Below are 24,973 nucleotides of genomic sequence, written 5' to 3' on the forward strand. Positions count from 1 at the left end.
ACGGCGAGGCGGGGCTCGCCCGGATCGCCGCCGAGCGCTTCGACGTCGTCGCCCTCGACCACCACATGCCGCAGGAGACCGGCCTCGAGATCCTGCCGCGCATCCGCGCCCTGCCGGAGGCGCCGCCGGTCATCTACGTCACCGGCTCGGAGGACAGCCGCGTCGCCGTGGCGGCCCTGAAGGCGGGCGCCGTCGACTACGTCTGGAAGGACCTTCAGGGCCACTTCCGCGAGCTCCTCGCCGAGGCGGTCGCGACGGCGGTGCTGCAGGACCGCACCCGCCGCGAGAAGGAGCGGGCCGAGGCCGAGGTGCGGGAGGCCCGGGACCGGGCCGAACTGCTGCTGCGCGAGGTCAACCACCGGGTGGCCAACAGCCTCGCCCTGGTGGCGGCGCTGGTGCGGATGCAGGCCAACACCGTCACCGACGCCTCCGCCCGCGCCGCCCTCGAGGAAACCCAGACCCGCATCACCGCGATCGCCGGCATCCACCGCCGCCTCTACACCTCCAACGACGTGCGGGTGGTGGCCGTCGACGCTTACCTGGCGACCCTGGTGGAGGATCTCGACGGGGCGATGAACGCCACCGGCCAGCGCCACCGCATCCTGCTCGACGCCGTTCCGGTCGAGGTGGCGACCGACAAGGCGGTCTCCCTCGGGGTGATCGTCACGGAGATCGTCACCAACGCCTACAAGTACGCCTATCCGGAGGGCGTCACCGGCGAGATCCGCATCACCGCGCGGCGCGACGGCAACACCTTGCGCCTCACCGTGGCCGATGACGGCGTCGGCTGGCAGGGCGCCGGCACCCCGCGCGGCACGGGCCTCGGCTCGCGCATCGTGCGCGCCATGGCGTCGAACCTGCGGGCCCAGATCGATTACGCCCAGGCCGAGAAGGGCACGGCGGCGAGCATCGACATCGCGCTGTGATCGACGTCCCCGGCCCGGGCGCGTCTCGCGGATACGTTTTCCCTGCGCCGTCTCGTCTCCAGGCCTCCTTTTTCGCTGCGTCGGGCGCCTCGCCTCGACGACGTGCGCTCTCGGCCTCCGCGGCGCAGGGCCGTTCGGGGAGAGCGACCCCGGCATCGCCCGACGGCCATCGGCACCACCCGCGCGCATCCCCGGAATTCTGCGCAATTGCTTAACCGATCGAAACCCGGCCTTAAGACAACCTTCAAGCACCCAGGCGGCGTTAACATCCGGGTAGGGCTCGCGACGGCTAGCTGGGCACGAACGGAGCATCCGAGAGGATTTCGTCGTGATCGAGATCAGCAGCCCTGCCGCGGCGTATCCGCCGGCCGCGGTGGAACCGGCCGTGCGGAACACCACCTCCCGCTCCCCTCAGGCCAGCGCCAGCCCACCCCTCGAACCGGCGGTGACGCTCGACCTGAGCCCGGAGGCCCGGAAGCCGGCCGGGCAGACCGCCGAACCGCCGCCGGAGAGTTCCGAGGTCGGCTCGGACCGGGCCCTCTACCGGCGCGATCCCGACAGCCGGCAGATCGTGTTCCAGGTCGTCGGCCCGGACGGATCGGTCGTCGAGCAGCTCCCCTCGGAGGCGGTCCTGCGGGCGCGGACCTATGCCCGCAAGGCGCAGGCGGCCCGGACGGCGGAGATCGGCACGAGCGTCGCGCGCTCGGCCTGATGGCCGAACATCGCGGGCGCTCCATATCCTGTAGGGTTGCGCTCCGAGAGCCGACGCGCATCGAGCCGACGCGCAGCTGGAGCCGGACGCCATGCCCACGACGCCCCCCTCCCTCGATGCCACGACCTACGCCGACCTACGCCAAGCGGTCGGCGATCAGGCATTGCCAGTGCTGCTCGGGCGCTTCCAGGCCCAGCTGCGGGACTGGTCGGTGACGGGGGAGCCGGCGGTGCTCGGCGCGACGGCGCACGGCGTCATCGCCTCGTCGGGCCTGATCGGTTTTACCCGGCTGTCGCACCTCTGCGCCGCCCTGGAGACGGCCTGCCAGGCGGGCGACCCCGAGGAGGTTCGCCGGCTCGCCGCCGAGGTGGCGGCCGAGAAGGCGGTGGCCGAGGCCGAGGTGTCCCGGCTGATCGCGGCGGGCTGACGCCCGTTCGGGCCGAGCCAGCGCCGTCGGACGCGTTCGACGGCGCCGCGGTCTCAGGCCACGCGTCGCGTGTCGGTCCAGGTCGCCCCACCGGCGAGGCGGTAATCGACGCTCTCGGAGAGCCGGCCGGTCGGCACGACCCGGACCGCCTCGGGCCGGGAGAGCTCGTCGCAGCGCGCCAGGGCCTCGTCGACGTCGAGGGGGGCGGGCATCGCGCCACCGAGGCGGCGCCACCACTGCACCGCCTTCTCACGGGCGAAGCCCGAAGCCTCGAGGTCTAGGCGCACAACCGTCGCGTCCTCGTCGCCCTCGAGGGCCACCGCCAGGACGTCCGGAGCGCGCGGGCGCGCCTCGCGCCGGAACGCCCAGCCGGCCACCGGCCACCAGCGTGCGTGCGCCTCGCGCACGACCGCGACGGTGCCGGCGGACAGGACCGCGGTCTCGTCGTCGGCCACCGCCTCGTGCGGCATCTCCGCCTCGTCCTCCTCCGGCTCGACCCAGCAGGCCTCGCAGGTGCTGGCGTTGAGCGCGATGAGGGCGCCGCAGCCCGGGCAGGGCTTGGCCCGGGGACCGCCCTCGCCGAGGAGCCGCGCCCGCGCCACGGCGTTGGCCGAGAGCACGTCGATCGGGCCGTGCCGGCGCACCAGCCCGGCATAGTCGAGCACCAGGGCGTCGGCCTTGCCGGGCGCCCGCCGCAGGCCACGGCCGACCTGCTGCACGTAGAGACCGGTGCTCTGGGTCGGGCGCAGGAGCGCGATCAGGTCGACCTCCGGCACGTTGAAGCCCGTCGCCAGCACCCCGACCGAGGTGAGGCAGCGCAGGCGCCCGGCCCGGAAGTCGCGCACGATGCGGTCGCGCTCGCGCTTGCCCGTCTCACCCGAGATCGCCTCGCAGGAGATGCCTTCCGCCCGGATCGCGTCGCGGACCGCGTCGGCGTGCTTCACCCCGGCGCAGAAGGCGAGCCAGGCCCGACGGCCGGCGCCGTAGGCCACCAGCTCGGCCACGGCGGCCTTGGTGATGACGTCGCGGTTCACCGCCGCCTCGAGGGCGCCCGGCACGTAGTCGCCGGCCCGCAGGGGCACGCCGCTGACGTCGAGGATCGTGGCGGTCGCCTTCGAGACGAGCAGCGCGAGGTAGCCCTCGCGGATCAGGTCGCCGACCTGGGCCTCGTAGACGATGCGGTCGAAGACCCGGCCGGCGCCCTCGTCGAGGCGGCCGCTGTCGAGACGGTAGGGCGTGGCGGTCAGCCCGACGAGGCGCATCCCGGGCGAGCGTGCCCGCACCGCGTCGAGGAAGCGGCCGTAGCGGGTGTCGGCGTCGCGCGGGATCAGGTGAGCCTCGTCGACGATCACGAGGTCGAAGCCCCCGGTCGCCTCGACCCGGTTCCACACCGACTGGATGCCGCAGAACAGGATGGCCTTCGTCTCCTCCCGCCGTCCGAGGCCGGCCGAGACGATGCCGGCCGGGGCCTCGGGCCAGAGCCCGAGGAGCTCGGCGTGGTTCTGGGCGATCAGCTCGCGGGTATGGGTGACGACGGCGATCCGGGCCCCGGGGTCGCGGGCCATGGTCTCCCGCACCAGGGTGGCGATGACGAGGCTCTTGCCGGCCCCGGTCGGCAGCACGATCAGGCCGTTGCGGCCGCCGCGCGCCCAATCGGCCTGGAGCGCGTCGAGGCTCGCGCGCTGGTAGGGACGAAGCAGCATCGCGCCGCCATAGCCGGATCAGGTTTGCTCATCCAGGCTTGACAGCAGTGGCAGGGCGGGCAGGCCGCCTCTTCGCATCGGAGGCGAATCGGAGAAGGAACTGTAACGGCGGTGGCGCGGGATCCCCGCTCCCGTGAGGGAGCGGGGATCCCGGACCTCGTCCCTTACTCGGCAGCCTGGAGCCACTGCGCCTGCGGCGCCGGCTCGGTCACCTCGTCGGTGTGGACCTCGAACTTGGCGAGCCAGGCGGGGCCGAAGCTCGTCGAGATCGCCACGTCGGTGGCGTCGCGGCCGCGGGCCATGAGGATGCGGCCGATGCGGGGCCGGTTGTGGCGGGCATCGAACGTGTACCAGCGCCCGCCGAGATAGGCTTCGAACCAGGCCGAGAAGTCCATCGGGTCGGGCACCGCCGGCACGCCGATGTCGCCGAGATAGCCGGTGCAGTAGCGCGCCGGGATGTTCATGCAGCGGCAGAACGTGATGGCGAGGTGCGCGAAGTCGCGGCAGACGCCCTCGCGCTGGGTGTAGCCGTCGAGCGCGCTGCGGGTGGCGTCGGCGCGCTGGTAGTCGAAGCGGATCCGCTCGTGGACGTAGTCGACGATGGCCTGGACCCGGGCCCAGCCCTCGGGCGTGGTGCCGAACAGCTGCCAGGCGGTGTTCGACAGCTTGTCGGTGTCGCAGTAGCGGCTGCCGAGCAGGAAGGGCAGCACCTCGTCCGGCAGGTCCTGCACCGGGTGCTGCACCGCGTCCGGCGCGTACTCGTCGACCGCGCCGCTGTCCTCGACCAGGAAGTCGGACGAGAACGTGATGCGGCCGCCCGGCGCGGTGACCCGGGTGCAGACGTTGCCGAAGGAATCGACGAACTGGTGCGCGGGGACCGGCGGGTCGATGGTCATGGTATCGGGCGTGATCAGGTCGCCGGCCCGGGACGGATGGACGTTGAGCATCAGGACCATCGGCGTCGGGCCAGGCGTATCGAAGGCAATCGAGTAGCCGGTGCGGATCTTCATCGTGGCGTCCACGCAATTCAAGAAACGTGGTGCCACAAGCCTCGACGGGCCGAGTTGTTCCGAGTTCTCGGCCGTTTCGGCCCGCCGCCTTTGCTCAAATGTTGGGCATGCGAGGGCCCCGGTCGCATATGTCTGCTTTCCGACAGCCGCGTCAGGCGCCGGTGAACGTGTCGACGAGGAGCTTCAGGTTCAGCCCCACGATCACCGCGGCGATGGCCCAGGCCAGGACCTTGAGCCAGGCCGGGATCACGAGGGCGCCCATCTTGGCCGGGTCCGAGACGAAGCGCACCAGCGGGATCACCGCGAAGGGCAGCTGCATCGAGAGCACGACCTGGCTCAGCACCAGGAGCCGGGCCGTGCCCTGCTCGCCGTAGAGGCCCGTCACCACCACCACCGGCACGATGGCGATGCCGCGGGTGAGGAGGCGGCGCGCCCAGTCCGGCAGCCGCAGGCGCAGGAAGCCCTCCATCACGATCTGGCCCGCCAGGGTGGCGGTGACCGTGGAGTTGAGGCCCGAGGCGAGGAGCGCGAGGGCGAACAGGGTCGAGGCGAGGCCGACGCCCAGCAGCGGCGAGAGCAGGGCGTGGGCCTCCTCGATCTCCTGCACCCCGGTGTGGCCGCTGCCGTGGAAGACCTTGGCCGCCATGATCAGGATCGCGGCGTTGACGAAGAGCGCCAGCGTCAGCGCGATGGTCGAATCGGCGACGGCGAAGCGCAGGGCGCTCTTCTTGCCCGCCTCGTCGCGCGGATAGGCCCGGGTCTGCACGATCGAGGAGTGCAGGTAGAGGTTGTGGGGCATCACCGTGGCGCCCAGGATGCCGATGGCGAGGTAGAGCGCCGCCGGGTCGGTGACGATCTGGGCGGACGGCACGAAGCCGCCGAGCACGTCGCGGACCGGCGGCGCGGCCATCGCGATCTGGATCGCGAAACAGGCGAAGATGATCGTCAGGAGCGCGATCACGAAGGCCTCAAGGGCCCGGAAGCCCCGGCGCATCAGGAGCAGGATCAGCAGCACGTCGAGGCCGGTCAGGATCGCACCGGCGAGCAGCGGCAGGCCGAACAGGAGCTTGAGGGCGATCGCGGTGCCGATCACCTCGGCGAGGTCGCAGGCGATGATCGCCGCCTCGCAGGCGAGCCAGAGAGCGATCCCGACCGGGCGCGGATAGGCGTCGCGGCAGGCCTGGGCGAGGTCGCGGCCGGTGGCGATGCCGAGGCGCGCGGCGAGCGCCTGGAGCACCACCGCCATCAGGTTCGAGAGCAGGATGACGGCGAGCAGGGTGTAGCCGAACTGCGCCCCGCCGGCGATGTCGGTGGCCCAGTTGCCCGGGTCCATATAGCCGACCGAGACCATGTAGCCGGGGCCGAGGAAGGCCAGCAGCCGCCGCGGCCACGAGCCGGTGAGGCGCACCGGCACGCTCGCGTTCATCGCCCCGAGGCTCGGCTCCGCCGCCCCGTCGCCGGCGCGCCACGCCCATCCGTCTCGCATCAGCCCGTGCTCCATCGCGCCCGATCGATCCGGGCCCGGGTCATATAGCCACTGCTATATTGATTTGAGAAGGCTGAATTCGTGGTCGGTCAGGACCGTCGGTCCCGGAAGAAGTCCCGCAGGAGCGCGGCGGCCTCGCTCTCGCGCAGGCCCCCGTAGACCTCGGGGGCGTGGTGGCAGGTCGGCTGGTTGAAGAAGCGCGGGCCGTGCTCGACGGCGCCGCCCTTGGGGTCGCCGGCGGCGAAGTAGAGCCGGCGGATGCGCGCGAAGCTGATGGCGCCCGCGCACATGGCGCAGGGCTCGAGCGTGACGTACAGGTCGCAGCCGGTCAGGCGCTCGTCGGCGAGCGCCGCGCAGGCGGCGCGGATGGCCAGGATCTCGGCGTGGGCCGTGGGGTCGCGGTCGGCCCGGGGCCGGTTGCCGGCGACCGCCAGCACCGCCCCGTCCCGCACCACGACGGCGCCGACCGGCACCTCGCCCCGCGCCGCCGCCTCCCGGGCCGCGTCGAAGGCCAGGCCGAGAGGGTCCGGACGCGGGGCCCCGCTTGCGGATGGGTCTCCCCTTGCAAAATCGCGCATCGGTTCCACTCGCGTCGACAAACCCCGTCTGGTATCAGGCGCGCATGAACGACATCAACGACGACGAGACCGGGGCGCCGCAGCGGCGTCGCGGACGGGACGAGGCATCCGCGGGCTCCCCGGACGGGGGGCAGGCCTCGACCAAGCCGGCCGCAGGTCAGGGCAAGGCGGCTCAGGGCAAGGCGGCAGCGACGCCGGCGGCCGAGCCGGAGCCGGAGCGCATCGCCAAGGCGATCGCCCGGGCGGGCGTGGCCTCGCGGCGCGACGCCGAGGCGATGATCCTTGAGGGCCGCGTGACGCTGAACGGGGCGCGCCTCGACTCCCCGGCGATCAACGTCACGCCCGACGACCGCATCACGGTCGACGGCGAGCCGCTGCCCACCCGCGAGCGCACCCGGCTGTGGCTCTTCCACAAGCCCCGCGGCGTGGTGACCACCGCCCGCGACCCCGAGGGGCGCCAGACGGTGTTCGACGTCCTGCCCGAGGACCTGCCCCGGGTGGTGGCGGTGGGCCGGCTCGACATCAACACCGAGGGGCTCCTGCTCCTCACCAACGACGGCGGCCTCGCCAAGGTCATCGCGCATCCGGAGACCGGCTGGCTCCGGCGCTACCGCGTGCGCGCCTTCGGCGACGTCGACCAGGCGATGCTGGACGGCCTGCGCAAGGGCGTGACCATCGACGGGATGGAGTACGGCCCGATCGAGGCGACGATCGACCGGGCCCAGGGCGACAACGTCTGGCTGACGCTCGGCCTGCGCGAGGGCAAGAACCGCGAGGTCAAGCGCATCCTGGAGCATCTCGGCCTGTCGGTGAACCGGTTGATCCGGCTCTCCTTCGGACCGTTCCAGCTCGGCGACCTCGAGGTCGGGCTGGTGGAGGAGATCCGCACCCGGGTGCTGAAGGACCAGCTCGGCAACACCCTGGCCGAGCAGGCCGGCGTCGACTTCACCAGCCCGGTGCGCGAGCCGATCGCGCCGTTCGGCTCGCCCAAGGCCGCCGCCCGCAAGGCGGCGCAGGAGGGAGCCGCCCGCGGGCGCGACCCGGCCCGGCCGCAATTCGGCAAGCCGCCCGGCGCGCCGGCCGCCCGCCGCGCACCGGCGCCGCCGCGCACGGTCTGGCGCGATCCCGAGGCCGAGGCCGCCGGCGACCTGCCGAACCGCGGACGGGTGCACCGGCGCGGCGACAGCCCGCAGGAGATCCGCGCCGCCACCGCCGACGCCCCGCGCAAGCGCGTCGGCGCCATCGCCAGCGGCGATCGCCGGGTTCTGGTCGAGCGCCTGGTCGCCCAGCCGCAGGAGGAGGCGGCCCCGCATCGCCGCACCAAGTTCCGCGACGGCGCGCCGAACCGGGCTCCCGAGGGCGACGCCCGCCCGATGCGGCGCTCCCGCGACGACGCGGCGCCGGCGCGCAGCGCCCGGGGCGGCGCCAAGGCCGGCCTCGCCGATGACGGCGGCCGCGGCTTCGGCCGGGCCGGCGGACGCCCGGAGGGCGGCGAGGGCCGTGGCTTCGGGGCGAAGGGCGGCGGCGGCCGCTCGTTCGAAGGCCGCTCGTTCAACAAGGGCGCCGGAGAGGGGCGCTCGTTCGGCAGCGGCAGGAGCGGCGAGGGCCGCTCGTTCGGCGGTAAGGGCGGCGAAGGCCGCGGCTTCGCCGGCAAGGGCGAGGGTCGCTCGTTCGGCGGCGAGGGTCGCGGCTTCGCTGGCAAGGGCGAGGGTCGTCCCGCCGGCGGTCGGGGCGGCGAGGGCCGCTCCTTTGCGGGCAAGGGCTCTGCGGGCAAAGGCTTCGCAGACAAGAGCTTCGCAGGCAAGGGCGGTCCCGGCGGCGGCCGTCCGGGCGGCGGCGGAAAGCCCTTCGGCAAGCCCAGCGGCGGGTTCCGTCCCGGCGGCGGTGGCGGGGCGAAGCCCGGCGGGCGCGGCGCGCGGCCGGGCGGCCGTCCCGGCGGCGGCCGGCCGCCGCGCGGGGCCTGAGCGGGCCTCGAGCGATGCGGATCGTCGGAGGCTCCTTGCGCGGCCGCGGCCTCGCGGGTCCGCGCAGCGACGCGATCCGGCCGACCTCGGATCGGCTGCGCGAGGCGGTGTTCAACGTCCTGGCCCACGCCTACGACGATCCCGTCGCGGGGGCTCGGGTGCTCGACCTGTTCGCCGGCACCGGGGCGCTCGCCTGCGAGGCCCTGTCCCGGGGTGCGACCTTCGCGCTCCTCGTCGACGAGGGGGCGGAGGCGCGGGGCGTGATCCGGGCCAACGTCGAGGCCCTCGGGCTCGAGGGGGTGACCCGGCTGTTTCGCCGGGATGCCACGCGCCTCGGGCCCGCGCCGCCCGGGGAGCCGTTCGGCCTCGTCTTCTGCGATCCGCCCTATAGCCGCGAGCTCGCGCCCCGGGCGCTCGGCGCGGCCGGGAAGGGCGGCTGGCTCGCGCCCGACGCCCTCGCGGTGGTGGAGGAGGAGGCCTCCGCCGCCCTGGCGCCGCCGGACGGCTTCTCGGAGCTCGAACGCCGCACCTACGGCGACACCCAGGTGGCGTTCTGGCGGTTCACTTCGGCTTGACCGACTCGGGCTTGACCATCTCGTCGAGCGCCGCCGCGAAGCTGCCGGCGGCGACCCCGACGCCGCTCGCCGAGCGGTAGGCCTGCCCCACCCGCACGCCCTGGGTCACCGCGGTGTGGATGCCGACGAGCGCCGCGCCGCCATCGGCATCGAGCACCAGGACCGGCGCGCCGGATTCCCCCGACATCGACTCGCACAGGTCGGCGAGCTGCCCCGGGGCCGGGGCGTCGATACGGACCGCGCAGCCGCGATGGATCACCGGCAGGTAGGGCCTGTCGGCGGCGTAGCCGGCGAGCGCCACCACGGCGCCCGGCCGGCCTCCCGGTAGGTCGGCGTTCGGCAGGACGATCCAGGACACCGGCCTCAGGGCGAGGGGCTGGCGCAGGGTGATGACCACCCAGTCCCGCCCGATCATCTCGGGCGCGATGGCGCCGCGGGCCGGCCGCGCCGCCAGCCTCAGGTCGACGCCGGGTGCGAGGCGGAAGGCCTCCGCCTCGGCGGTGCCGCCGTTCAGGTCCCGGGCCTGGCCGGCGACGAAATGGACCTGATGCGGCTTGACCCAGGTGTCGAGGCGGACGTCGAACAGGCAGTGGGCGGCGGTGAGCACGTGCCGGGGGCCGACCAGGGTCCCGGTGCAGTGGCTGCGATGGGCCGGGCCCTGCACCACGTTGACCCGTCCGATCGCCGTGAACGGCCAGGCCGTCGGCTCCATGGGCACGCGCTTGTCCGGCGGGGCGGCGGGTGCCTGCGCGCGGGCCGGCAGCGCGAGGCAGAGCGCCAGGGCAGCGCCGAGGACCCGGCCGAGGGTGAGGGCGTGAGGCACCCGGCCTCGCTGCGGCATCGTCGGCTCCCGTCGCGGCGTCCTAGATCGCTTCTGCCATGCACCGGCCGGCGCCCGGTGTTCAAGCGGGCGCCGGCAACACGAGGCCGGGGCAGGACGGATGCGCTGCGACGGATCCCCCGCACCGGGCGGCGACCTGCGGATCACCCGATCGGAGAAGGTCCGCGGCGCCTTGCTCATAAATCGTTCATCTTTGGCGACGGTCCCGGAACTGGCAGGCTGTAGTCGAGGTTAATCGCCCGAGTACCAGTACGGTCATCCCATTCACCCATCATGATAATCACTGGAGGGGCTCAATGCCGCCGCACCAGACCCTGCCGGCTGCCCGGCTGCGCGCCCTGCTCCTGGCGATGACGTCGGGTTGCCTGCTGATCGCCTCGGGCGCGGGGGCGCGAGCCGCGGACGGCGACGGCCTGGATTTCTTCCGCCAGATCTTCTCAGGCCCAGCTTCCAACCCCGCGCCGGTGGCGCAGCCCTACGTCGTCCAGCCCTACGACGCGCCGGTGCGGCAGCGCCTGACCCGGCGCAACCGCCTCCCGGCCCACGCCCGGGCGGCCCTGCGCGGCAAGACGCGCTACGTCGCCCTGCCCAAGGCCGAGGCGAAGCCCGAGAAGGCCGACACCAAGCCCCTCGCGCTCGCCGTGTCGCCGCTCAAATCCCTCGACGCCCGCACCGCGCTCCTGCGCGACCCCACCCTGCGGCCCGGCGACATCGTCATCATGCCCGAGGGGCCGCGGGTGTTCCGCGGCGATCCCGACACCGACAAGCACCGGATGGCCGACTTCCAGGACGTGACCCGTCCGGGCGTGGTGGCGAGCAAGACCCGCAAGGAGCTGCTCGCGATGACGGCTCCGATCGGGGCGCTCCCGGCCGACGCCGCACGCCGGATGATGGCGCAGTACCAGAAGGCCGGGCCGGCGGCGCAGCCCGCGGCCCGGACCGAGGCGGCGCTGACCCGGGTCGTCTACCCGGCGCGCTGATCCCGTCGCCGCCGGCCTGCGGCAACGAGGGTGTGACTGACGGCGGCCGGGGCAGGGCGGGGCTCGGCCGCGCTTGCTAGAATGCGGCGGGCCGCAGGCACGCGGCCTCCCGCGTCGAGTCAGTCCGCATGTCGATCCTGAGCAGGTTCCGGAACAGCGTCCCTCGGTCCGGCGACCGCCTGCGCGCGCCCGGGGCGCCGCACCCGTCGGCCGCCGGACGGTGGCTGGTCGCCGCCCTCGCGGGGGCGGTGGTCGCGGGGCTGGCACCGGTCCCCGCGCGGGCCGCGGAGGGCGAAGTGCTGGTGGCGCAATGCAAGAGCCTGCTGCGCGGCGCCAAGGTTCGGGGCGGTCAGGTCGAGTTCCGCCAGGATCCGGAGACGGTGGGCTGCTGGGCCTTCATGGCCGCCGTGCAGGACCTCGCCGGCGTCGCCGATTCCGCCAAACAGCCGCCGCTCCTCGGCACCTGCCTGCCGCCGGACGGCAACCGGCTGCAGCTCGTCCGGGCGGTCGTGGCCTATGGCAGCGCCCATCCGCCGGCCCTGCGCGAGAAGGCCGGCGTCCTCGCTCTCCTGGCCCTGCGCGATGCCTTTCCGTGCCGCAAGGAGTGACAGGGGCTCGCAGCTTCGGCACGTTCACGCAAGGCACCGCGCAAGCTTACATACGTCAAAGAACTCTCTCGCCATGGTCGTCGCGTCGGATTCGTGGCGACCGCATCGCTTTCGCCGCCGAAAGGTTCCCGGCAATATTTCCTGCGGCCCCGCTTGCTCCGGGCGAAGCGCTTCATAATGTTAGTGTCTAGGCGAGGGCGAGGCGCCGCGATTGGCGGGATCCTCGCTCCGCAGCCGCTGATCGGAGGATGAGCATGGCCAAGGCCGACAGGCACAACATGGGTCCGGGAGCGCAGGGCAAGGGCTCCGGCACCGGCGCGATGACCGAGCTGCCCGAGGGGATCCTCGAGGAGAACATGGTGCTCAGCAACCGCGACAAGTCCCAGCACGGCGCGGCGCGGGGTCTCGACAGCAAGCACGTCCAGACCGAGCAGTATCACGACCACGCCGCCAACCGGCGCAACTTCGACCAGACCCTGCCCGACCGGGCCGAGCAGAACACCAGCGGCCTGGAAGCACCGATGACCACCACCTCCGGCGACGACAGCGCCCTGGCCCGCCGGCAGCGCAAGTAAGAGGCCGGTCCCGCACGGGAGCAGGCCCAGGAGAGCCCTCGTCCCATCGGGACGGGGGCTTTTTTCGTCGGGGTCGAGTCCCGGGACAGGCCTTGTCCGCGGACGTGCGGCTCGTCGGCTGTGAACGCCCTCAGGGGTTCCCGCGCAGGCCGTTCGCCAACTCGCGGTTGATCCGGATCAGGGCGGTCAGCTTCTCGGCGGCGGGCTCGACCATCAGGTCGAAGGTGCGGGTGAACACGAAGGCGCTGAGCCGGGCCAGCCCGGCCTTCAGCTCCTGCGGCAGCGGCCCGTCCGGCTCCGTCGCCGCGGAGGACAGGATCGTCCAGACCTTGCGGTTGAAGCCGAGGGCGTCGTTCAGCCCGGATTGCTGCGCGTCCCAGTTGTCCTGAATCGTCTGCAGGCGTGCCGCTGCCTTGATCAGAACCGCGGCTTCCGCCTCGCGGGGTGATAACGCCGCCTGCGACACTCTCGCGTAGGCGTTCGCCGCATAGCTCATCGTCTGCCTCTCCGGCGGGCCGCAGCGCGGCCCCGCCGGCAGATCTGCCATCGATTTGTTAAGCTTGAGTTGTGAAAGAAGCTGACGTTGCCGCAGCCGGATTTCCTCCGGCCGGCGAGGCCCCGCCCTCAAACCGCTACGATGTCGGCGCAAGGACCGGCCGCTATGCTGAACTTCCTCCTCGGCGCCGTCGCGGGCGCATTGATGGCCGCCGTGGCGACGATCGCGGCCCTGCGCAATCCGGACGTTCAAGTGAGGATGGGACTGGTGCGGCCCGAGGCGGTGGTGATCCAGACCCGGCGCCCGGAGCCGGCCTGCCCGGCGCCCGTGGTCCAGGCTCAGGGAGCGATGCAGGCGGGGAGCCCGCAGGTCGGGCACCCGGACATGCTGTTCGCCCGTCGGCGCTTCTGGTCGGTGGCGCCCTGACGGGTGCGCGGCACCTGACCGAGGATCAGACGCTGCTGAGCAGCAGCATCACCACGGTGGTCGCCGCGGTCGAGCCCAGGAAGCCGCAGAGCGCCGCGGTGAACGAGTGAGCACAGGCGGTCGGGGCGGAGAGGCGGGCGTCCGACGAGGTCTGGTTTGCGCTGGTCATGGCGAGGCGATCCGATCTGGCGGTCCGGCTCACGGCACCGCCCGGTGAGAGACATGGGTGATTTTCAGGTGAACCGGCGTGCGCTACGGCACGCCCTCAGTCGCAGCGAAAGAAGCGCTTCTCCTGGCGCACGGAGCGCAGGGCGCTCTTGAGGTCGATCGACGCGACCCTCAGGCCGCACTCGTCGAGCCGGTCGCGGGCGTCCTCGTAGCGGTCCTCGGCGTCGCCGAGGTTGTCACAGACCCGGTCGCGGTCGCCGAGCCTGGCATCCTGGCGGGCCTGGAAGCGCAGGGCGCCGGCCTCGTCGATCTTGCGCTGGGCCCCGATGCAGGCCGGCTGCGCCAGTGCGGGACCGGCGAGGAGCAGGAGGGCGGCGGCGACAGGCCAGCCGAGCGGGAGACGACGCAGTGTGGTCATCGCGAACTCATACAGTCTCGGGGTGAAGCTGCGGCAATCTGCTCCATGGATGAGGGCTGATGCCAAGCTTGCTTATTGTGACCGATGAACGTCGGGAGCGCCTGCGGGGTTCCGCTCAAAACTGCTCAGATCGGGGGCAGCCGGACTCAGTAGCCTCGGCACGGCCTCAGGTCGCGGCGCGCCGGCGCCGGGTCGACAGGATCGTGTCCAGCGTCACCGGGCGGAAATCCCAGGCATCGACCCCGACGTCGTACTGCCGGGTCACGGGCTTGAGCTTGCCGTGGGAGTGGCCGTGCAGGTTCACGACGCCGCGGCCCATCCGGTTCCAGGTCCGGAACGCGTAGTGGCACAGCACGAGGTGGACATCGCCGACGTCGATCTCGGCGTAGTGCGCGATGTTGGCCCAGCCTTGCGCCGCGAGCGTCGCCGGGCCGTCGTTGTTGCCGATGATCAGGTGCTTGCGCCCGTTGAGCGCCGCGACGAGGGCCTGGACCCGCTCCGGAGGCGGCCCGAGGGCGAAGTCTCCGAGGTGCCAGACCGTGTCGTCCGGCGCCACCACGGCGTTCCAGTTCTCGATGAGGGCGGCGTCGTGGGTCGCGAGGTCGGGAAAGGGCCGGCGGTCGATGCGCAGCACCCGCGGATCGCCGAAATGGGTGTCGCTGGTGAAGTAGGTCGTCATGCGGGGTCCGGTCGGTCGCGCGGCCCGATGCCGGGCGGCCAACCGGAAAGCCCGTCATGAGGTCAGGTTCCCGCGGTCACGGTCCCGCGGGGCGACGCCCTCATCAGTTGAACCGGACCGGCAGGGTGAAGCTCTGCTGCGCCCCGGTGAACTCCGCCGGCGCCGGTGGCAGGCTCCCGGACGCCGCCGCCACGGCCGCGGCGTCGATGCTGCTGTTGCCGCTGCTGCCGGCGAGGGAGGCGCCGAGCACCCGGCCCGACCGGGACACCGTGAAGCGGACCGTCGCGGTGCCGGCCGCCCCGACGCTGCGCGCCCGGCCCTGGATCGCCCCGCGCACCATCGCGCCCCACATCCGGGCGGCGTTGGCGCTCGCGGCGGCCGAGCTGCCGCCGTCGTTCACCCGCGAGGCCGCGGCCGCGGCGCGGCGCTGGCGCGCGGCCTCCGCGTTGCGCTCGGCGGCTTGTTGCGCCTCGCGCCTGACGTCGCGCACCGGCTTCGGCGGCGGCTTCTTCGCCTCGACGGGCTTCGGCCTCTCGACCGGCTTGGGCTTCTCGACGGGCTTGGGCTTGGCCACCGGCTTCGGCACGGGAACGGGCTTCGGCTCCTGCACCGGCTTGGCCACCACCGCGGCCGGTGCCTCGGTGTTGGTCGAGGTGACGACCTGCTCCTCGGGCTCCTGCACGGCCTCGGTCACGGTCTCGGGCGGCTTCTCCAGCGGCACCGTCTCGGCCGGCATCTGCTCGACAGGAGTCTCCTGCGGGGTCTCGTCGACCTTCGTCTCCGGCGGGGGCGTCTCGACCGGCACGGTGTCGGACGGCGGCTCGGCGGTCGGCACGGTCGTGGGCGGGGTCACGTCGGTCGGCGGCGGCGTGTCCTCGACGTCCTTGGACTCGTTCGGCACGTCGACGGCTGCCAGATCCGGCGCGAGATCGATGGTGATCTCATTCTCGCCGGGCGGATTCGGCGCGGCCCGCCAGTAAGTCAGGGCGAAGAGGCCGCCGGCGTGCAGGGCGAGCGCCACCAGGAAGGCGAGGCCGAGGCCCGTCCCCGGCTCCCGCGGCTCCGGTGCGTCGGTCGTGACGGTGTGGCTCATCGGAGGACTACCGGGGCGCCGCCGCTGGCGCCGGTGCCGGCAGGCCCCCGCCGGAGGGCGCGTTGGCGATCAGCGAGACCTTGGCGAAGCCGGCCTGGCCGACGAGGCCCATGACCTCCATCACCTTGCCGTAGGGCACGTCCTTGTCGCCGCGCACCAGCACGGTCTGGCCCGGATCCTGGGCGGCGGCCTCCTTCAGGCGCGCCAGGGCGCCGTCAGCCGGCAGGGGCTCCTTGGCGAGGAAGGCCTGGCCGTCCTTGTCGACCGACACCACCACGGGCTTCTTCGACTCGGAGGTCTTGGCGGCGGCCGTCTTCGGCAGCTGCACCGGCACGCCGACTGTCATGAGGGGCGCGGCGACCATGAAGATGATCAGCAGCACCAGCATCACGTCGACCATCGGGGTGACGTTGATCTCGGACATCGGCGCGGCGTCGAAGCCATCCTCGTCGCCGCCGCCGGCCTGCGCAGGTCCCATACCCATCTGGCGGGCCTCTCCCGGAGCCTGCCCCCCAGGGCAGGCGCTTCACGCGTGGATCGTCAGGATTCGTCTGATCGGCCGTTTCACTCGGCAGCGGCGCTTCGGGCGTGATGGCTGCGGTCGCGCGCCAGCCGATTGCCCAGGATGCCGATGCCGGCGACGAAGGCCGACTGGACCTTGGCGAGGTCGCTCGAGAACTTGTTGTAGGCGAGCACCGCCGGGATCGCGACCACGAGGCCGATCGCGGTGGCGAACAGCGCCTCGGCGATGCCCGGCGCCACCACCGCGAGGCTGGTGTCCTGGCTCTTCGCGATCGACGAGAACGAGTTCATGATGCCCCAGACCGTGCCGAACAGGCCGATGAACGGCGCCGCCGAGCCGGAGCTGGCCAGGAACGGCAGGCCGATCTGCAGCCGCTTCATGTCGAGGGTGAGGGCCGCCCGCATGGCGCGCTCGATGCGCTCGCGCCGCTCGGCGCGGCTCTCGCTCGGGTCCTGGTCGCGCCAGGCCTCCTGGGCGGCGGCCACCACCCGGGCCGAGATGCCGGAGCGCGCCTCCGGCATGCCCCCGGTGGCGACGAGGCGGGCGAAGGCCTTGGCCTGGCGCCGGGCCCCGGCGATCCGCACCAGCTTCTCGATGATGATCGTCCAGGAGACCACGGAGGCCAGGACCAGGAGGATCATCACCCCCTTCACGATCGGGTCGGCCTGCAGGAAGAGGCCGAGGAAGGAGAAGTCGTGGCCTGCGGCCGCGGCGGGCGCGGTGGTCGGATCCATCTCGGCGGTCTCCGGGAGAGGGGAAGGAGGAAGCGAGGGCTCAGCGCAGGAACGGCGCGGCGCCCTTGGCGGAGGCGGGCTCGATGCGCTCCAGGCAGGTCTCGCGGGTGAGGTCCTGACCCTCGCAGGCCGTCACGTCGTTGAGCAGCACCCGGCCGACCTGGGCGCAGGGGGCGCCGGCGATCTCGAACTGGCGGAGCGCCGTCTTGCGGGCCGGCACCGGGCCGAGCTCGACGACGCTGCGCTTCTGCGCGACGCCGTCCGGATCGAAGGCGTAGAGGTCGAGGCGCAGGGAGCGGATCGGGCCGCCCTTGCCGTTCTCGACGATCATCACCGCCTTGCAGGTCTCGCCCGCGGTCTCGAGCTTGTTCAGCTCCACCCGCAGCGGCACCCCGGCGGCGGCTTGGGCAGGAGCACCTTGGGCAGGAGCACCTTGGGCCGGAGCGGCGTGGGCGGGCGCGGCCTGCGCCTCGGTCGCTTGAGCAGGCGCGGCCTGAGCCACCACGGAGGCGAGCAGCACCAGGGACAGGACGAGGCAGAAGGCCAGGTCGAGGCCGATATGGCCGATGCGGGCCCGGAACCAGGGCAACCCTTGCGTGAGCACGTCTCGGACTCCTCTGAGGCGGCGAAGCGCGAAAGCGGGCCGCCCGCGCGCGCACCATCCGCCCCGTCCGGGCCCGGCATGCGGCGCGTCGCCCTTCCGGCTCCGCTCTTGCTCGTCAGACAATGCCGGCCTCATTCCCGGGAATGATCCCGGACCGCCGACAGGACCGAACTAGCGAGATGGCCGGGCAGGATCAAGACCGCCCGCGAAACTCAGAGGAATTCCAATCTGTTACCGGGGCACCGGGCAACTTCGGCAAGCCCCGCTTCCACCCTGTCCTCTATTTTCTCTTCGTCTCCGGCGTCTTTTCGGGTGACGTCTCGGGGACTTTGGGGGTGCGGGCCTGCTCGACCGCCTCGGCCTTCTCCTCGTCGGTGTCGCCGCCCTGGTCGATCGCCCGCTCGGGATCGGCCACGAGCCCGCGCAGAACCGCCAGAACCTGAGCGCAGACCTCCGGGTGCTTGTAGGTGTCGAGCACCACGGCGGCGTCGCGCAGGGTGCGCAGGTCGCGCACCGCCTGCTCGTTGGCCGGCTTCCGCAGCTCGGAGGACTTGGCGATCACGTCCTCGAGGCGCAGCCCGACGACGTCGCAGGCCGGGCTCGGGGCAGGCGCCGCCGAGGCCGACGCGGGGGCCGGCGCGTCCTTGGCTCCGGCCGTGAGGGCGTGGCCGGCGAGGAGGACGGCCAGGAGGCCGGACAGGACGAAGGGCGGGCGCATGGGTGTCGTGGCTCCGGAAGGGGTTGAAGCGGCAGGGATGTCAGTGACCGAGGATGCGGTTGGCCAGGGCCACGAGCTGGCTCGGGCGGTAGGGCTTCGGGACGAAGACCGAGTCGGCGACGGCCTCGCCCTCGCGCAGGGTATGGCGCCCGCCTGACGTATAGACAACCGGCAGGCGCGGGCAGCGGCGCCGGGCGTCCCGGGCCAGGGCGACCCCGTTGGTGTTGCGGGCAAGGTCGATGTCAGTGAACAGCATGTCGACCCGCTCCGCCTGCAGGATGCGGCCGGCCTCGACCGCGTCGGCGGCGGTGAGCACCCGGTATCCCTCCTCCGCCAGGGCCTCGGCGGCGATCTCGCAGACCATCGCCTCGTCCTCGACCACCAGCACCGTCTCGCACGGGAGGGCAGCGGGCGGCACCATCGCCGCGTAGGCAGACTGGATCATGACGCAACTCGCTCCAGGAGGATGAGGGGACCGCCGGAGCACCCGGGCGCTCCGGCGACGGTTCGAGACAAGAACCGCCCGAACCTGGGCGGTGTTCGGGAGCGATCCCGCGAATTGTCGGGGTTTGGTGAGCGAAGCCTTAACCCTGCGGGACGGGCGGTTAATCCGGACCGGAACCGGCCGCGGCCTTGCGCGCAGGCCGCCCATGTGACAGGCCCGCCGCGAGATCCGAGGTTCACAGGAAGAGCGATGAGCGCCACCGCCGCCCCCTCCCTCACCCAGCAGGTCACCGGGATCGCGGCCGACGCCCACGTCATCGCCGCGCACTGGATCGGCCGGAACCTCGCCCTGGCCCTCGGCGACGGGGCGGTGCTGCTCGTCGCCGAGACCGGCGAGACCACCCGGGTCGAGGCCCACCCGGAGGCCGGCATCCTGGTGGCGGCCGGCGACGGCAAGCGCCTCGTCACCGGCGGCGACGACGGCCGCTTCGCCGCGGTGCGGGCGGACGGCAGCGTCGAGACCCTCGCCACGGCGAAGGGCGGCGCCTGGATCGACGCCCTCGCCCTGCATCCCGACGGCGGCGTCGCCTACGCGGCGGGCAAGCGCGTCGTCGCCCGCGACGCGAAGGGCCGCGAGAAGACCTTCGAGGCGCCCTCGACCGCCCGCGGCCTCGCCTTCGCCCCCAAGGGCTACCGGCTGGCGGTGGCCCATTACGGCGGCGCCACGCTGTGGTACCCGAACCTCGACACCGCCCCCGAGGCCCTGACCTGGAAGGGCTCGCACATCGACGTGACCTGGTCGACGGACGGGCGCTTCGTCATCACCACGATGCAGGAGAACGCCCTGCACGGCTGGCGCCTGCAACCCGATCGGGGCCACATGCGGATGACCGGCTACCCGGCCAAGGTGCGCTCCTTCGCCTGGTCGTCGGACGGGCACTGGCTGGCGACGAGCGGCGCCGAGGCGGTGATCGTCTGGCCGTTCGACTCCAAGGAGGGCCCGACCGGCAAGGCGCCGCGGGAATGCGGCGTGCGCCCGGCCCGGGTCTCGCGGGTCGCCTTCCACCCCAAGGCCCCGGTCCTGGCAGCGGGCTACGAGGACGGCTGCGTGCTGCTGATCCGCTTCACCGACGCCTCCGAGCTGCTGGTGCGCCCGGCGGTGCGGGGCAGCGCCGTGACGGCGATGAGCTGGCACGCCGGGGGCGAGCACCTGGCCTTCGGCTGCGCCGATGGCCAGGCCGGCCTCCTCAGCCTGCCGCGCTGACGGGCATGAGTCTGCTTGGCGCCTTCCGCCGGCGTCCGCCGGCGGACGCTGCCGCGCGGGCCCGGGTGGCGGATCTCGCCCGCCGGCTCGGCGGGTTCGGCCCGGAGGTGAGCCTGACGGTCAGCGAGATCGTCTGCGCCGACCCCGCCTGCCCGGGGACCGAGACCGTGATCCTGATCCTGGCTCCCGGCGCGCGCTCGCGCGCCTGCAAGGTGGGCAAGCCCCTCGAGGCGGTCACGGACGAGGACGTCGCCGCGGTGGTGAGGGGCTGACGACCCCGCCGCGGCGCGAGCGCCCGGCCCCAGTGTTGCGCCCCATCTACAGCCCATGGGCCGCCCTCTCGACTAGGAGGGGAGAACGGCGCCCTCCGGCGCCGGCAGCCGGATTTGCCGCCATGCCGCGCGCGACGTCGCCCACCCCCGATCCCGCCGTCGACGCGGCGGCGCTCCTGCGCCGCCTCGCCTTCTTCGGCCTGACGGTGGTGATCCCGGTCACGGCCCTGGTGTCGCGGCGCAGCGTGGTGATCCTGGCGCCGATCGGCATCGTGCTGCTGATCATCGCGGCCGCCCTCGACGGCGCGCAGCGCCCCCTCGGGGCCGGGCTGTCGCGCCTCGGCGGGGCGCGGGCGATCCTCGCCGGCGCGCTGCTGCTGGGCTGGTGCGCCCTCTCGCTGGTCTGGACGCCGTTCCCCGGCCCGGCGACCGAGCGCCTGCTCAACCTCGCCGCCACGGTGGCGCTGACGGTGGCGGGCTACCTCGCGCTGCCCGACCGGATGCGCTCGGCCAACCTCTACCTCCTGCCCCTCGGGGTCGGGGCGGCGGCGATCGGGGCCGTGCTGCTCGGCCTGTTCAGCGGCGCCTCCCTGCGGGGCGGCTTCGAGGACGACAGCGCGCTCGAGCGCGGCGCGATGCTGCTCGCCCTCCTGCTCTGGCCCGCCGCCGCCTGGCTGCGCTCGCGCCGCCGCGACATGGAGGCACTCGGCCTCGCCGTGGTGGTGGCCCTGGCGCTGGTGCTGGCCCCCGGTCCGGTGCCGCTGCTGGCGCTGGCCTTCGGGGCCGCCGCCTTCGCGCTCTCGGCCTGGCGCCAGGGCCTCGGGGTGCGGGTCACCGCCGGCGTCGCGGCGGGGCTGGTTGCGCTGGCGCCCCTGCTGCCCTTCCTCCTGCGGCCCGTGCTGACCCCGGTGCTCGGGCCGCTTCACCCGACGGTCCTGTCCCTGCGGGCCTGGCAGCGGGTGGTCACGAGCGAGCCCCTGCGGCTGATCACCGGCCACGGCCTCGAGACGGCGTTGCGCGGCAAGGTGGTCGGCATGCTGCCGATCAATGCCCCGGCCTCGCTGCTGTTCGAGATCTGGTACGAGCTCGGGATCGTCGGCGCCTTCGCGGCGGCCTTCGTGCTCTGGAACGGCATCCGCCATTCCGGCCGCGAGCACCCGGTGCTGACGCCCGGCGCGATGGCCACCGCCGCCACCGCCTTCGCCTCCGCCTGCCTCGGCATCGGCACCACCGCGAGCTGGTGGTTCACCAGCGTGACGGTGGTGGTGCTGGTCTTCATCGCCGCGGAGCGTGGCCAGTTTCGCACCAGCCGGCCGAAGGCGAGTGCCCTGCCGCCGCGCAGCGCGGCGTGACCGGTTGGTCGGATGCCGGGCAGCGTGGCCCGGCGCCGGCCGTCCGGCCGTCGAGCCACGCGCAGGCCTCGTCGAGGGTCAGGAAGGTCGGCGGGCGCGGCTCGGCGGCGACCGGCCCGAACCCGGCCTCGAGGAACCAGTGCCGCCCTACGCCGAGATCCCCGTGCAGGTCCGGGTCGAGCTGGGTCAGGACGCCGATGAGGCGCCCGTCGCGATAGGCCAGGCAGCCCTCGCAGTCGGCACTTCCGGTATCGACGAGGACGTGGTCGAGAGTGATGCGGGTGGACATTTTCTGGTTCTTTGCGGCAGCCGGACTGGCGATCGGTCACTGGCCGATACGGACGCCGCACGGCACCCGCAATCGCATCACGGTTATACTACCGGTGAGCATTTCTCGCGTTGTCGAATGATGGTCTGCCCCAGATAACGCGATCCTATCAAGGATTTAGGGCATCGCACGATCGTCGTGCGATCGGACGCTGTTCTAGAGCTTCAGGCCTAGGCTCCGTCCGTCCGGTCGGCGCGCACCTCGCCGGAGGATTTAAGCCACCAGCGAAGGCATCACGCCTCGGCCGCGGCCTCGATCGCCGCCATGTCGTCGTCGGAGAGGCCGACATGGTGGCCGATCTCGTGCACCAGCACGTGGGTGACGAGGTGACCGAGGGTCTCGTCGTGCTCGGCCCAGTAATCGAGGAGGGGCCGGCGGTAGAGCCAGACCATGTTGGGGAACTGCCCGGTGGCGAGGCTCGCCGCGCCGCCGCCCTGGGCAAGGCCGGTGCCGCGGAACAGGCCGAGGAGGTCGAACTCGCTCTCGCAGCCCATCTCCTCGAGCGTCTCGTCGTCGGGGAACTCCTCGACCCGGATCACCACGCCGTCGCACAGGGCGCGGAACGCGTCCGGCAGCCGCGCGAAGGCGGCCTCGGCCAGGGCCTCGATGGCGGCGAGGTCGGGGGCCCGGCGGTCGCTCCAGTCGGTCTCGGTCATCTCGGTCCCTGCTTTGGGCATCACCACAGGCGCAGCTGCTGGCCGAGCCAGTAGGCCAGCACGGCGAGGGCCGCGAAGCCGAGGCCGCGGCCGATGCGCCGGCCCCAGACCTCGGCGGGATCCTCGGGGGTCGGGCTCACGCCGCCACCGCCGGGGCGACCCGGTCGGTCAGGAAGCCCGCGAGATCGTTGGTGATGTGGTCGATGTGGGGCGCGCGCACCGCTTCCTGCTCGAAGCTCTCGCGGAACGGATCGATGGTGCGGGGCACCACCAGCACCGTCGCCATGCCGAGGTCGTGCGGCACGACGAGGTTCTTGGCGATGTCCTCGAACAGGGCCGAGCGGGTCGGGTCGACCCCGTGGCGGTGGAGGAACTTCTCGTAGGCCGTGCGCTCGGGCTTGGGCACGAAGTCGGCCGCCGCGATGTCGAACACGTCCTCGAAGTGATCGAGGATGCCGAGCTTCCGCGCCACGTTCTCGGCGTGCCGGCGTGAGCCGTTGGTGAGGATCAGCTTGCGGCCGGGCAGGCTCTCGATCGCCCCGCCGAGGCCCGGATTGAGCGCGATGCTCGAATGGTCGATGTCGTGGGCGAAGTCGAGGAACTCGTACGGATCGATCCGCCACTCCGCCATCAGGGCGCGGAGCGTCGTGCCGTAGCGGTGGTAGAAGTATTTCTGCAAGGCCCGGGCCGAGATCCCGTCGAGCCCGAACAGGTTCATCACGTAGAGGGTGATGCGCTCGTCCACCTGCGGCCAGACGCGGGCGTCGTGGGGATAGAGCGTGTTGTCGAGGTCGAACACCCAGGTGTCGATCCCGGAGAAGCCGCGGGCCTTAGGCGCGGTGAGGTGGCTCTCGCCTGGCAGGAGCAAGGGACGTTCCGGCGACGGGGGCCCCATGGCCCCGGACGCCCAAGATAGGCGAGGCGGGCCGGAAGGGAAGACGAAAGGTCGTCCGAGATGACCGGGCGGCCGGAGCAGGCCGCCCGGTCCGCTTCCCCTACGCCCGGCGGATCAGCGTACCGGCGCCGTAGTCGGTGAACAGCTCGAGCAGCACCGCGTGCGGTACCTTGCCGTCCAGGATGACCACCGCCTCGACGCCCTGCTCGAGGGCGTAGATGCAGGTCTCGATCTTCGGGATCATGCCGGCCGTGATGGTGCCGTCGGCGATGAGACGGCGGCAATCCTCGATCGACAGCTCCGGGATCAGCTGCTTGTTCTTGTCGAGCACGCCCGGCACGTCGGTGAGGAGCAGCAGGCGCTTGGCCCGCATCGCCCCGGCGATGGCGCCCGCGAAGGTGTCTGCGTTGACGTTGTAGGTCTGGTTGTCGCTGCCGACCGCCACGGGGGCGAGAACCGGGATCAGCTCGGCCTTCAGCACCGCGTCTAGGACCGTGCGGTCGACGTGCTCGGGCTCGCCGACGAGGCCGAGATCGACGTGACGCTCGATGTTGGAATCGGGATCCGTCACCGTGCGGGAGGCGCGGCGCGCCCGCACCATGTTGCCGTCCTTGCCGCACAGGCCGATGGCCTTGCCGCCCTCGGCGGAGATCCAGCCGACGATCTGCTTGTTGATCGAGCCGGCCAGGACCATCTCGACCACCTCGACGGTGGCCTCGTCGGTGACCCGCAAGCCTTCGCGGAACTCGGACTTGATGCCGAGCCGGTCGAGCATGCGGCCGATCTGCGGCCCGCCGCCGTGGACCACCACGGGCTTGAGGCCCGACTGCTCGAGGAGCACGATGTCCTCGGCGAAATCCTCGGCCGCGGCGCGGTCGCCCATGGCGTGGCCGCCGTACTTGATGACGACGACTTCCTCGTCGTAGCGCTGCATGTGCGGCAGCGCCTGCACCAGCACCTCGGCCCGCACGTGCACGTTGGGCAGCTGGACGTTGGGCGACTTGTCCGCTCCGGAATCGCTCATCGTGGCGGGTTTCCTCTCGCAAGGTCGGGCCGCGGCGCGCGGCCGGGGACGGCGCGGGGTTCTACGCATCAACGCGCGGCGTGTCACACCGAAAACTCGCGCGACCTCGACACTGGAAGTCCCGACGGACGGCCGCACCCGTCAGCGTCGGCGGGTTCTGGCGGCGGCACGCGACGGTTGGATGACGGATCCCGGCGGCCGTCCGCGCCGGCGCCGTTTTACCGGCGCTTAACCATGATCGGAACATCCTGGGGACGATCCACCGGATTCTCCCCGATGCGCCCCGCCGATTCCCTCCTGCCGCGCCCCGCCCTCACCAGCCCCTCGCTCCTCGCCGCAACGGTCAGCTCCCTGAGCCACCGCGCCGCCAGCCGCCAGGACCTCTGGCGCCTGCTCACCGACAGCTACACGGTCGATCTCGACGCCGTCGCGGCGGTGCTGCCGCGCCAGGAGCCCGAGCCGGCCTGGCTGCCGTCGAAGCGCTGACCTCCCGG

32 protein-coding genes are annotated in these 24,973 nt (G+C 72.7%); 13 read left to right on the plus strand and 19 right to left on the minus strand.

Features of this window, described 5'->3' with window-relative positions:
* The 3 genes from VQ02_RS03055 to VQ02_RS03065 form a co-directional block, all read left to right on the plus strand.
* Positions 1–926: histidine kinase dimerization/phosphoacceptor domain -containing protein (locus tag VQ02_RS03055; RefSeq protein ID WP_048442689.1), on the plus strand; the 926-nt coding region annotated here is incomplete at its 5' end.
* A 328-nt stretch (positions 927–1,254) separates the two neighbouring features.
* The gene (locus VQ02_RS03060; protein WP_209436967.1) at positions 1,255–1,638 is read left to right on the plus strand and encodes a hypothetical protein; all 384 of its coding nucleotides are present in this window, start codon (positions 1,255–1,257) and stop codon (positions 1,636–1,638) included.
* Between the two features lie 91 nt (positions 1,639–1,729).
* The gene (locus tag VQ02_RS03065; RefSeq protein WP_053080185.1) at positions 1,730–2,065 is read left to right on the plus strand and encodes an Hpt domain-containing protein; all 336 of its coding nucleotides are present in this window, start codon (positions 1,730–1,732) and stop codon (positions 2,063–2,065) included.
* Positions 2,066–2,118: 53 nt separating this feature from the next.
* Here the strand turns inward: VQ02_RS03065 and VQ02_RS03070 are convergent, their stop codons facing one another.
* The 4 genes from VQ02_RS03070 to VQ02_RS03085 all read right to left on the minus strand — a co-directional run bounded on the left by VQ02_RS03070 (position 2,119) and on the right by VQ02_RS03085 (position 6,842).
* Positions 2,119–3,768, minus strand: coding sequence for a DEAD/DEAH box helicase (locus VQ02_RS03070; protein WP_048442691.1), 1,650 nt, complete (start codon positions 3,766–3,768; stop codon positions 2,119–2,121).
* Positions 3,769–3,932: 164 nt separating this feature from the next.
* The gene (locus VQ02_RS03075; RefSeq protein WP_048442692.1) at positions 3,933–4,778 is read right to left on the minus strand and encodes a transglutaminase-like domain-containing protein; all 846 of its coding nucleotides are present in this window, start codon (positions 4,776–4,778) and stop codon (positions 3,933–3,935) included.
* A 151-nt stretch (positions 4,779–4,929) separates the two neighbouring features.
* The gene (locus VQ02_RS03080) at positions 4,930–6,264 is read right to left on the minus strand and encodes an Nramp family divalent metal transporter (RefSeq protein WP_048442752.1); all 1,335 of its coding nucleotides are present in this window, start codon (positions 6,262–6,264) and stop codon (positions 4,930–4,932) included.
* Positions 6,265–6,353: 89 nt separating this feature from the next.
* On the minus strand, positions 6,354–6,842 hold the full coding sequence (locus tag VQ02_RS03085; RefSeq protein ID WP_048442693.1) for a nucleoside deaminase: 489 nt from the start codon (positions 6,840–6,842) through the stop codon (positions 6,354–6,356).
* A gap of 44 nt (positions 6,843–6,886) precedes the next feature.
* Between VQ02_RS03085 and VQ02_RS03090 the strand changes: the two genes are divergently transcribed.
* Both VQ02_RS03090 and rsmD read left to right on the plus strand, forming a co-directional pair.
* The gene (locus tag VQ02_RS03090; protein ID WP_083469016.1) at positions 6,887–8,806 is read left to right on the plus strand and encodes a pseudouridine synthase; all 1,920 of its coding nucleotides are present in this window, start codon (positions 6,887–6,889) and stop codon (positions 8,804–8,806) included.
* A 14-nt stretch (positions 8,807–8,820) separates the two neighbouring features.
* On the plus strand, positions 8,821–9,381 hold the full coding sequence (gene rsmD, locus VQ02_RS03095) for a 16S rRNA (guanine(966)-N(2))-methyltransferase RsmD (protein ID WP_048442694.1): 561 nt from the start codon (positions 8,821–8,823) through the stop codon (positions 9,379–9,381).
* Here rsmD and VQ02_RS03100 read toward each other — a convergent pair.
* The gene (locus tag VQ02_RS03100) at positions 9,368–10,222 is read right to left on the minus strand and encodes a trypsin-like serine peptidase (protein ID WP_048442695.1); all 855 of its coding nucleotides are present in this window, start codon (positions 10,220–10,222) and stop codon (positions 9,368–9,370) included. The two genes, rsmD and VQ02_RS03100, sit on opposite strands and share 14 nt — an antisense overlap.
* 296 nt (positions 10,223–10,518) lie before the next feature.
* On the opposite strand from VQ02_RS03100, the gene VQ02_RS03105 reads away from it, so the two are divergent.
* The 3 genes from VQ02_RS03105 to VQ02_RS03115 all read left to right on the plus strand — a co-directional run bounded on the left by VQ02_RS03105 (position 10,519) and on the right by VQ02_RS03115 (position 12,385).
* The gene (locus VQ02_RS03105; RefSeq protein WP_048442696.1) at positions 10,519–11,202 is read left to right on the plus strand and encodes a hypothetical protein; all 684 of its coding nucleotides are present in this window, start codon (positions 10,519–10,521) and stop codon (positions 11,200–11,202) included.
* A gap of 128 nt (positions 11,203–11,330) precedes the next feature.
* Positions 11,331–11,810 (plus strand): Rap1a/Tai family immunity protein, encoded by a 480-nt coding sequence (locus VQ02_RS03110; RefSeq protein WP_245239613.1) that lies wholly within the window; start codon positions 11,331–11,333, stop codon positions 11,808–11,810.
* A 254-nt stretch (positions 11,811–12,064) separates the two neighbouring features.
* Positions 12,065–12,385, plus strand: coding sequence for a hypothetical protein (locus VQ02_RS03115; RefSeq protein ID WP_048442697.1), 321 nt, complete (start codon positions 12,065–12,067; stop codon positions 12,383–12,385).
* Positions 12,386–12,515: 130 nt separating this feature from the next.
* Here the strand turns inward: VQ02_RS03115 and flaF are convergent, their stop codons facing one another.
* Positions 12,516–12,881: a flagellar biosynthesis regulator FlaF gene (gene flaF, locus VQ02_RS03120; RefSeq protein WP_048442698.1), complete on the minus strand. Its 366-nt coding sequence runs from the start codon at positions 12,879–12,881 to the stop codon at positions 12,516–12,518.
* A gap of 165 nt (positions 12,882–13,046) precedes the next feature.
* On the opposite strand from flaF, the gene VQ02_RS03125 reads away from it, so the two are divergent.
* Positions 13,047–13,307: a hypothetical protein gene (locus VQ02_RS03125; protein WP_048442699.1), complete on the plus strand. Its 261-nt coding sequence runs from the start codon at positions 13,047–13,049 to the stop codon at positions 13,305–13,307.
* A 25-nt stretch (positions 13,308–13,332) separates the two neighbouring features.
* On the opposite strand, the gene VQ02_RS38015 is transcribed toward VQ02_RS03125, so the two are convergent.
* The 9 genes from VQ02_RS38015 to VQ02_RS03165 form a co-directional block, all read right to left on the minus strand.
* Positions 13,333–13,476, minus strand: a complete 144-nt coding sequence (locus VQ02_RS38015; RefSeq protein WP_167350702.1) for a hypothetical protein — start codon at positions 13,474–13,476, stop codon at positions 13,333–13,335.
* A gap of 96 nt (positions 13,477–13,572) precedes the next feature.
* Complete coding sequence (locus tag VQ02_RS03130) at positions 13,573–13,893, minus strand: hypothetical protein (RefSeq protein ID WP_048442700.1); 321 nt, start codon at positions 13,891–13,893, stop codon at positions 13,573–13,575.
* A 166-nt stretch (positions 13,894–14,059) separates the two neighbouring features.
* The gene (locus VQ02_RS03135; RefSeq protein WP_048442701.1) at positions 14,060–14,572 is read right to left on the minus strand and encodes a metallophosphoesterase family protein; all 513 of its coding nucleotides are present in this window, start codon (positions 14,570–14,572) and stop codon (positions 14,060–14,062) included.
* 103 nt (positions 14,573–14,675) lie between these two features.
* Complete coding sequence (locus VQ02_RS03140) at positions 14,676–15,665, minus strand: energy transducer TonB family protein (protein ID WP_048442702.1); 990 nt, start codon at positions 15,663–15,665, stop codon at positions 14,676–14,678.
* A gap of 7 nt (positions 15,666–15,672) precedes the next feature.
* Positions 15,673–16,149, minus strand: coding sequence for a protein TolR (gene tolR, locus VQ02_RS03145; RefSeq protein WP_048442703.1), 477 nt, complete (start codon positions 16,147–16,149; stop codon positions 15,673–15,675).
* A gap of 80 nt (positions 16,150–16,229) precedes the next feature.
* Entirely contained in the window at positions 16,230–16,922 is a 693-nt protein-coding gene (locus VQ02_RS03150) for a MotA/TolQ/ExbB proton channel family protein (RefSeq protein ID WP_048442704.1), read from the minus strand.
* 40 nt (positions 16,923–16,962) lie between these two features.
* The gene (locus tag VQ02_RS03155) at positions 16,963–17,526 is read right to left on the minus strand and encodes a hypothetical protein (protein ID WP_048442705.1); all 564 of its coding nucleotides are present in this window, start codon (positions 17,524–17,526) and stop codon (positions 16,963–16,965) included.
* A 280-nt stretch (positions 17,527–17,806) separates the two neighbouring features.
* Positions 17,807–18,244, minus strand: a complete 438-nt coding sequence (locus tag VQ02_RS03160) for a hypothetical protein (RefSeq protein WP_048442706.1) — start codon at positions 18,242–18,244, stop codon at positions 17,807–17,809.
* Positions 18,245–18,284: 40 nt separating this feature from the next.
* Positions 18,285–18,689: a response regulator gene (locus tag VQ02_RS03165; protein WP_048442707.1), complete on the minus strand. Its 405-nt coding sequence runs from the start codon at positions 18,687–18,689 to the stop codon at positions 18,285–18,287.
* A gap of 249 nt (positions 18,690–18,938) precedes the next feature.
* On the opposite strand from VQ02_RS03165, the gene VQ02_RS03170 reads away from it, so the two are divergent.
* From VQ02_RS03170 to VQ02_RS03180, 3 genes are all read left to right on the plus strand, one after another.
* Positions 18,939–19,952 (plus strand): WD40 repeat domain-containing protein, encoded by a 1,014-nt coding sequence (locus VQ02_RS03170; protein WP_048442708.1) that lies wholly within the window; start codon positions 18,939–18,941, stop codon positions 19,950–19,952.
* Positions 19,953–19,957: 5 nt separating this feature from the next.
* On the plus strand, positions 19,958–20,224 hold the full coding sequence (locus tag VQ02_RS03175) for a hypothetical protein (RefSeq protein WP_048442709.1): 267 nt from the start codon (positions 19,958–19,960) through the stop codon (positions 20,222–20,224).
* Positions 20,225–20,346: 122 nt separating this feature from the next.
* Positions 20,347–21,576 (plus strand): hypothetical protein, encoded by a 1,230-nt coding sequence (locus VQ02_RS03180; protein WP_048442710.1) that lies wholly within the window; start codon positions 20,347–20,349, stop codon positions 21,574–21,576.
* Here the strand turns inward: VQ02_RS03180 and VQ02_RS34560 are convergent.
* The 4 genes from VQ02_RS34560 to argB form a co-directional block, all read right to left on the minus strand.
* The gene (locus VQ02_RS34560; RefSeq protein WP_053080188.1) at positions 21,500–21,865 is read right to left on the minus strand and encodes a hypothetical protein; all 366 of its coding nucleotides are present in this window, start codon (positions 21,863–21,865) and stop codon (positions 21,500–21,502) included. The genes VQ02_RS03180 and VQ02_RS34560 overlap by 77 nt on opposite strands.
* Before the next feature lie 272 nt (positions 21,866–22,137).
* A complete protein-coding gene (locus tag VQ02_RS03190) occupies positions 22,138–22,560 on the minus strand; it encodes a metallopeptidase family protein (RefSeq protein WP_048442711.1) in 423 nt (140 codons plus the stop codon).
* A gap of 136 nt (positions 22,561–22,696) precedes the next feature.
* A complete protein-coding gene (locus VQ02_RS03195) occupies positions 22,697–23,428 on the minus strand; it encodes a pyrimidine 5'-nucleotidase (RefSeq protein ID WP_048442712.1) in 732 nt (243 codons plus the stop codon).
* 127 nt (positions 23,429–23,555) lie between these two features.
* A complete protein-coding gene (argB, locus tag VQ02_RS03200) occupies positions 23,556–24,479 on the minus strand; it encodes an acetylglutamate kinase (RefSeq protein WP_048442713.1) in 924 nt (307 codons plus the stop codon).
* A gap of 276 nt (positions 24,480–24,755) precedes the next feature.
* Between argB and VQ02_RS03205 the strand changes: the two genes are divergently transcribed.
* The gene (locus tag VQ02_RS03205; RefSeq protein WP_048442714.1) at positions 24,756–24,965 is read left to right on the plus strand and encodes a hypothetical protein; all 210 of its coding nucleotides are present in this window, start codon (positions 24,756–24,758) and stop codon (positions 24,963–24,965) included.
* Positions 24,966–24,973: the final 8 nt, after the last annotated feature.

The organism is Methylobacterium variabile (assembly GCF_001043975.1).
In the GTDB taxonomy this organism is placed as follows: domain Bacteria; phylum Pseudomonadota; class Alphaproteobacteria; order Rhizobiales; family Beijerinckiaceae; genus Methylobacterium; species Methylobacterium variabile.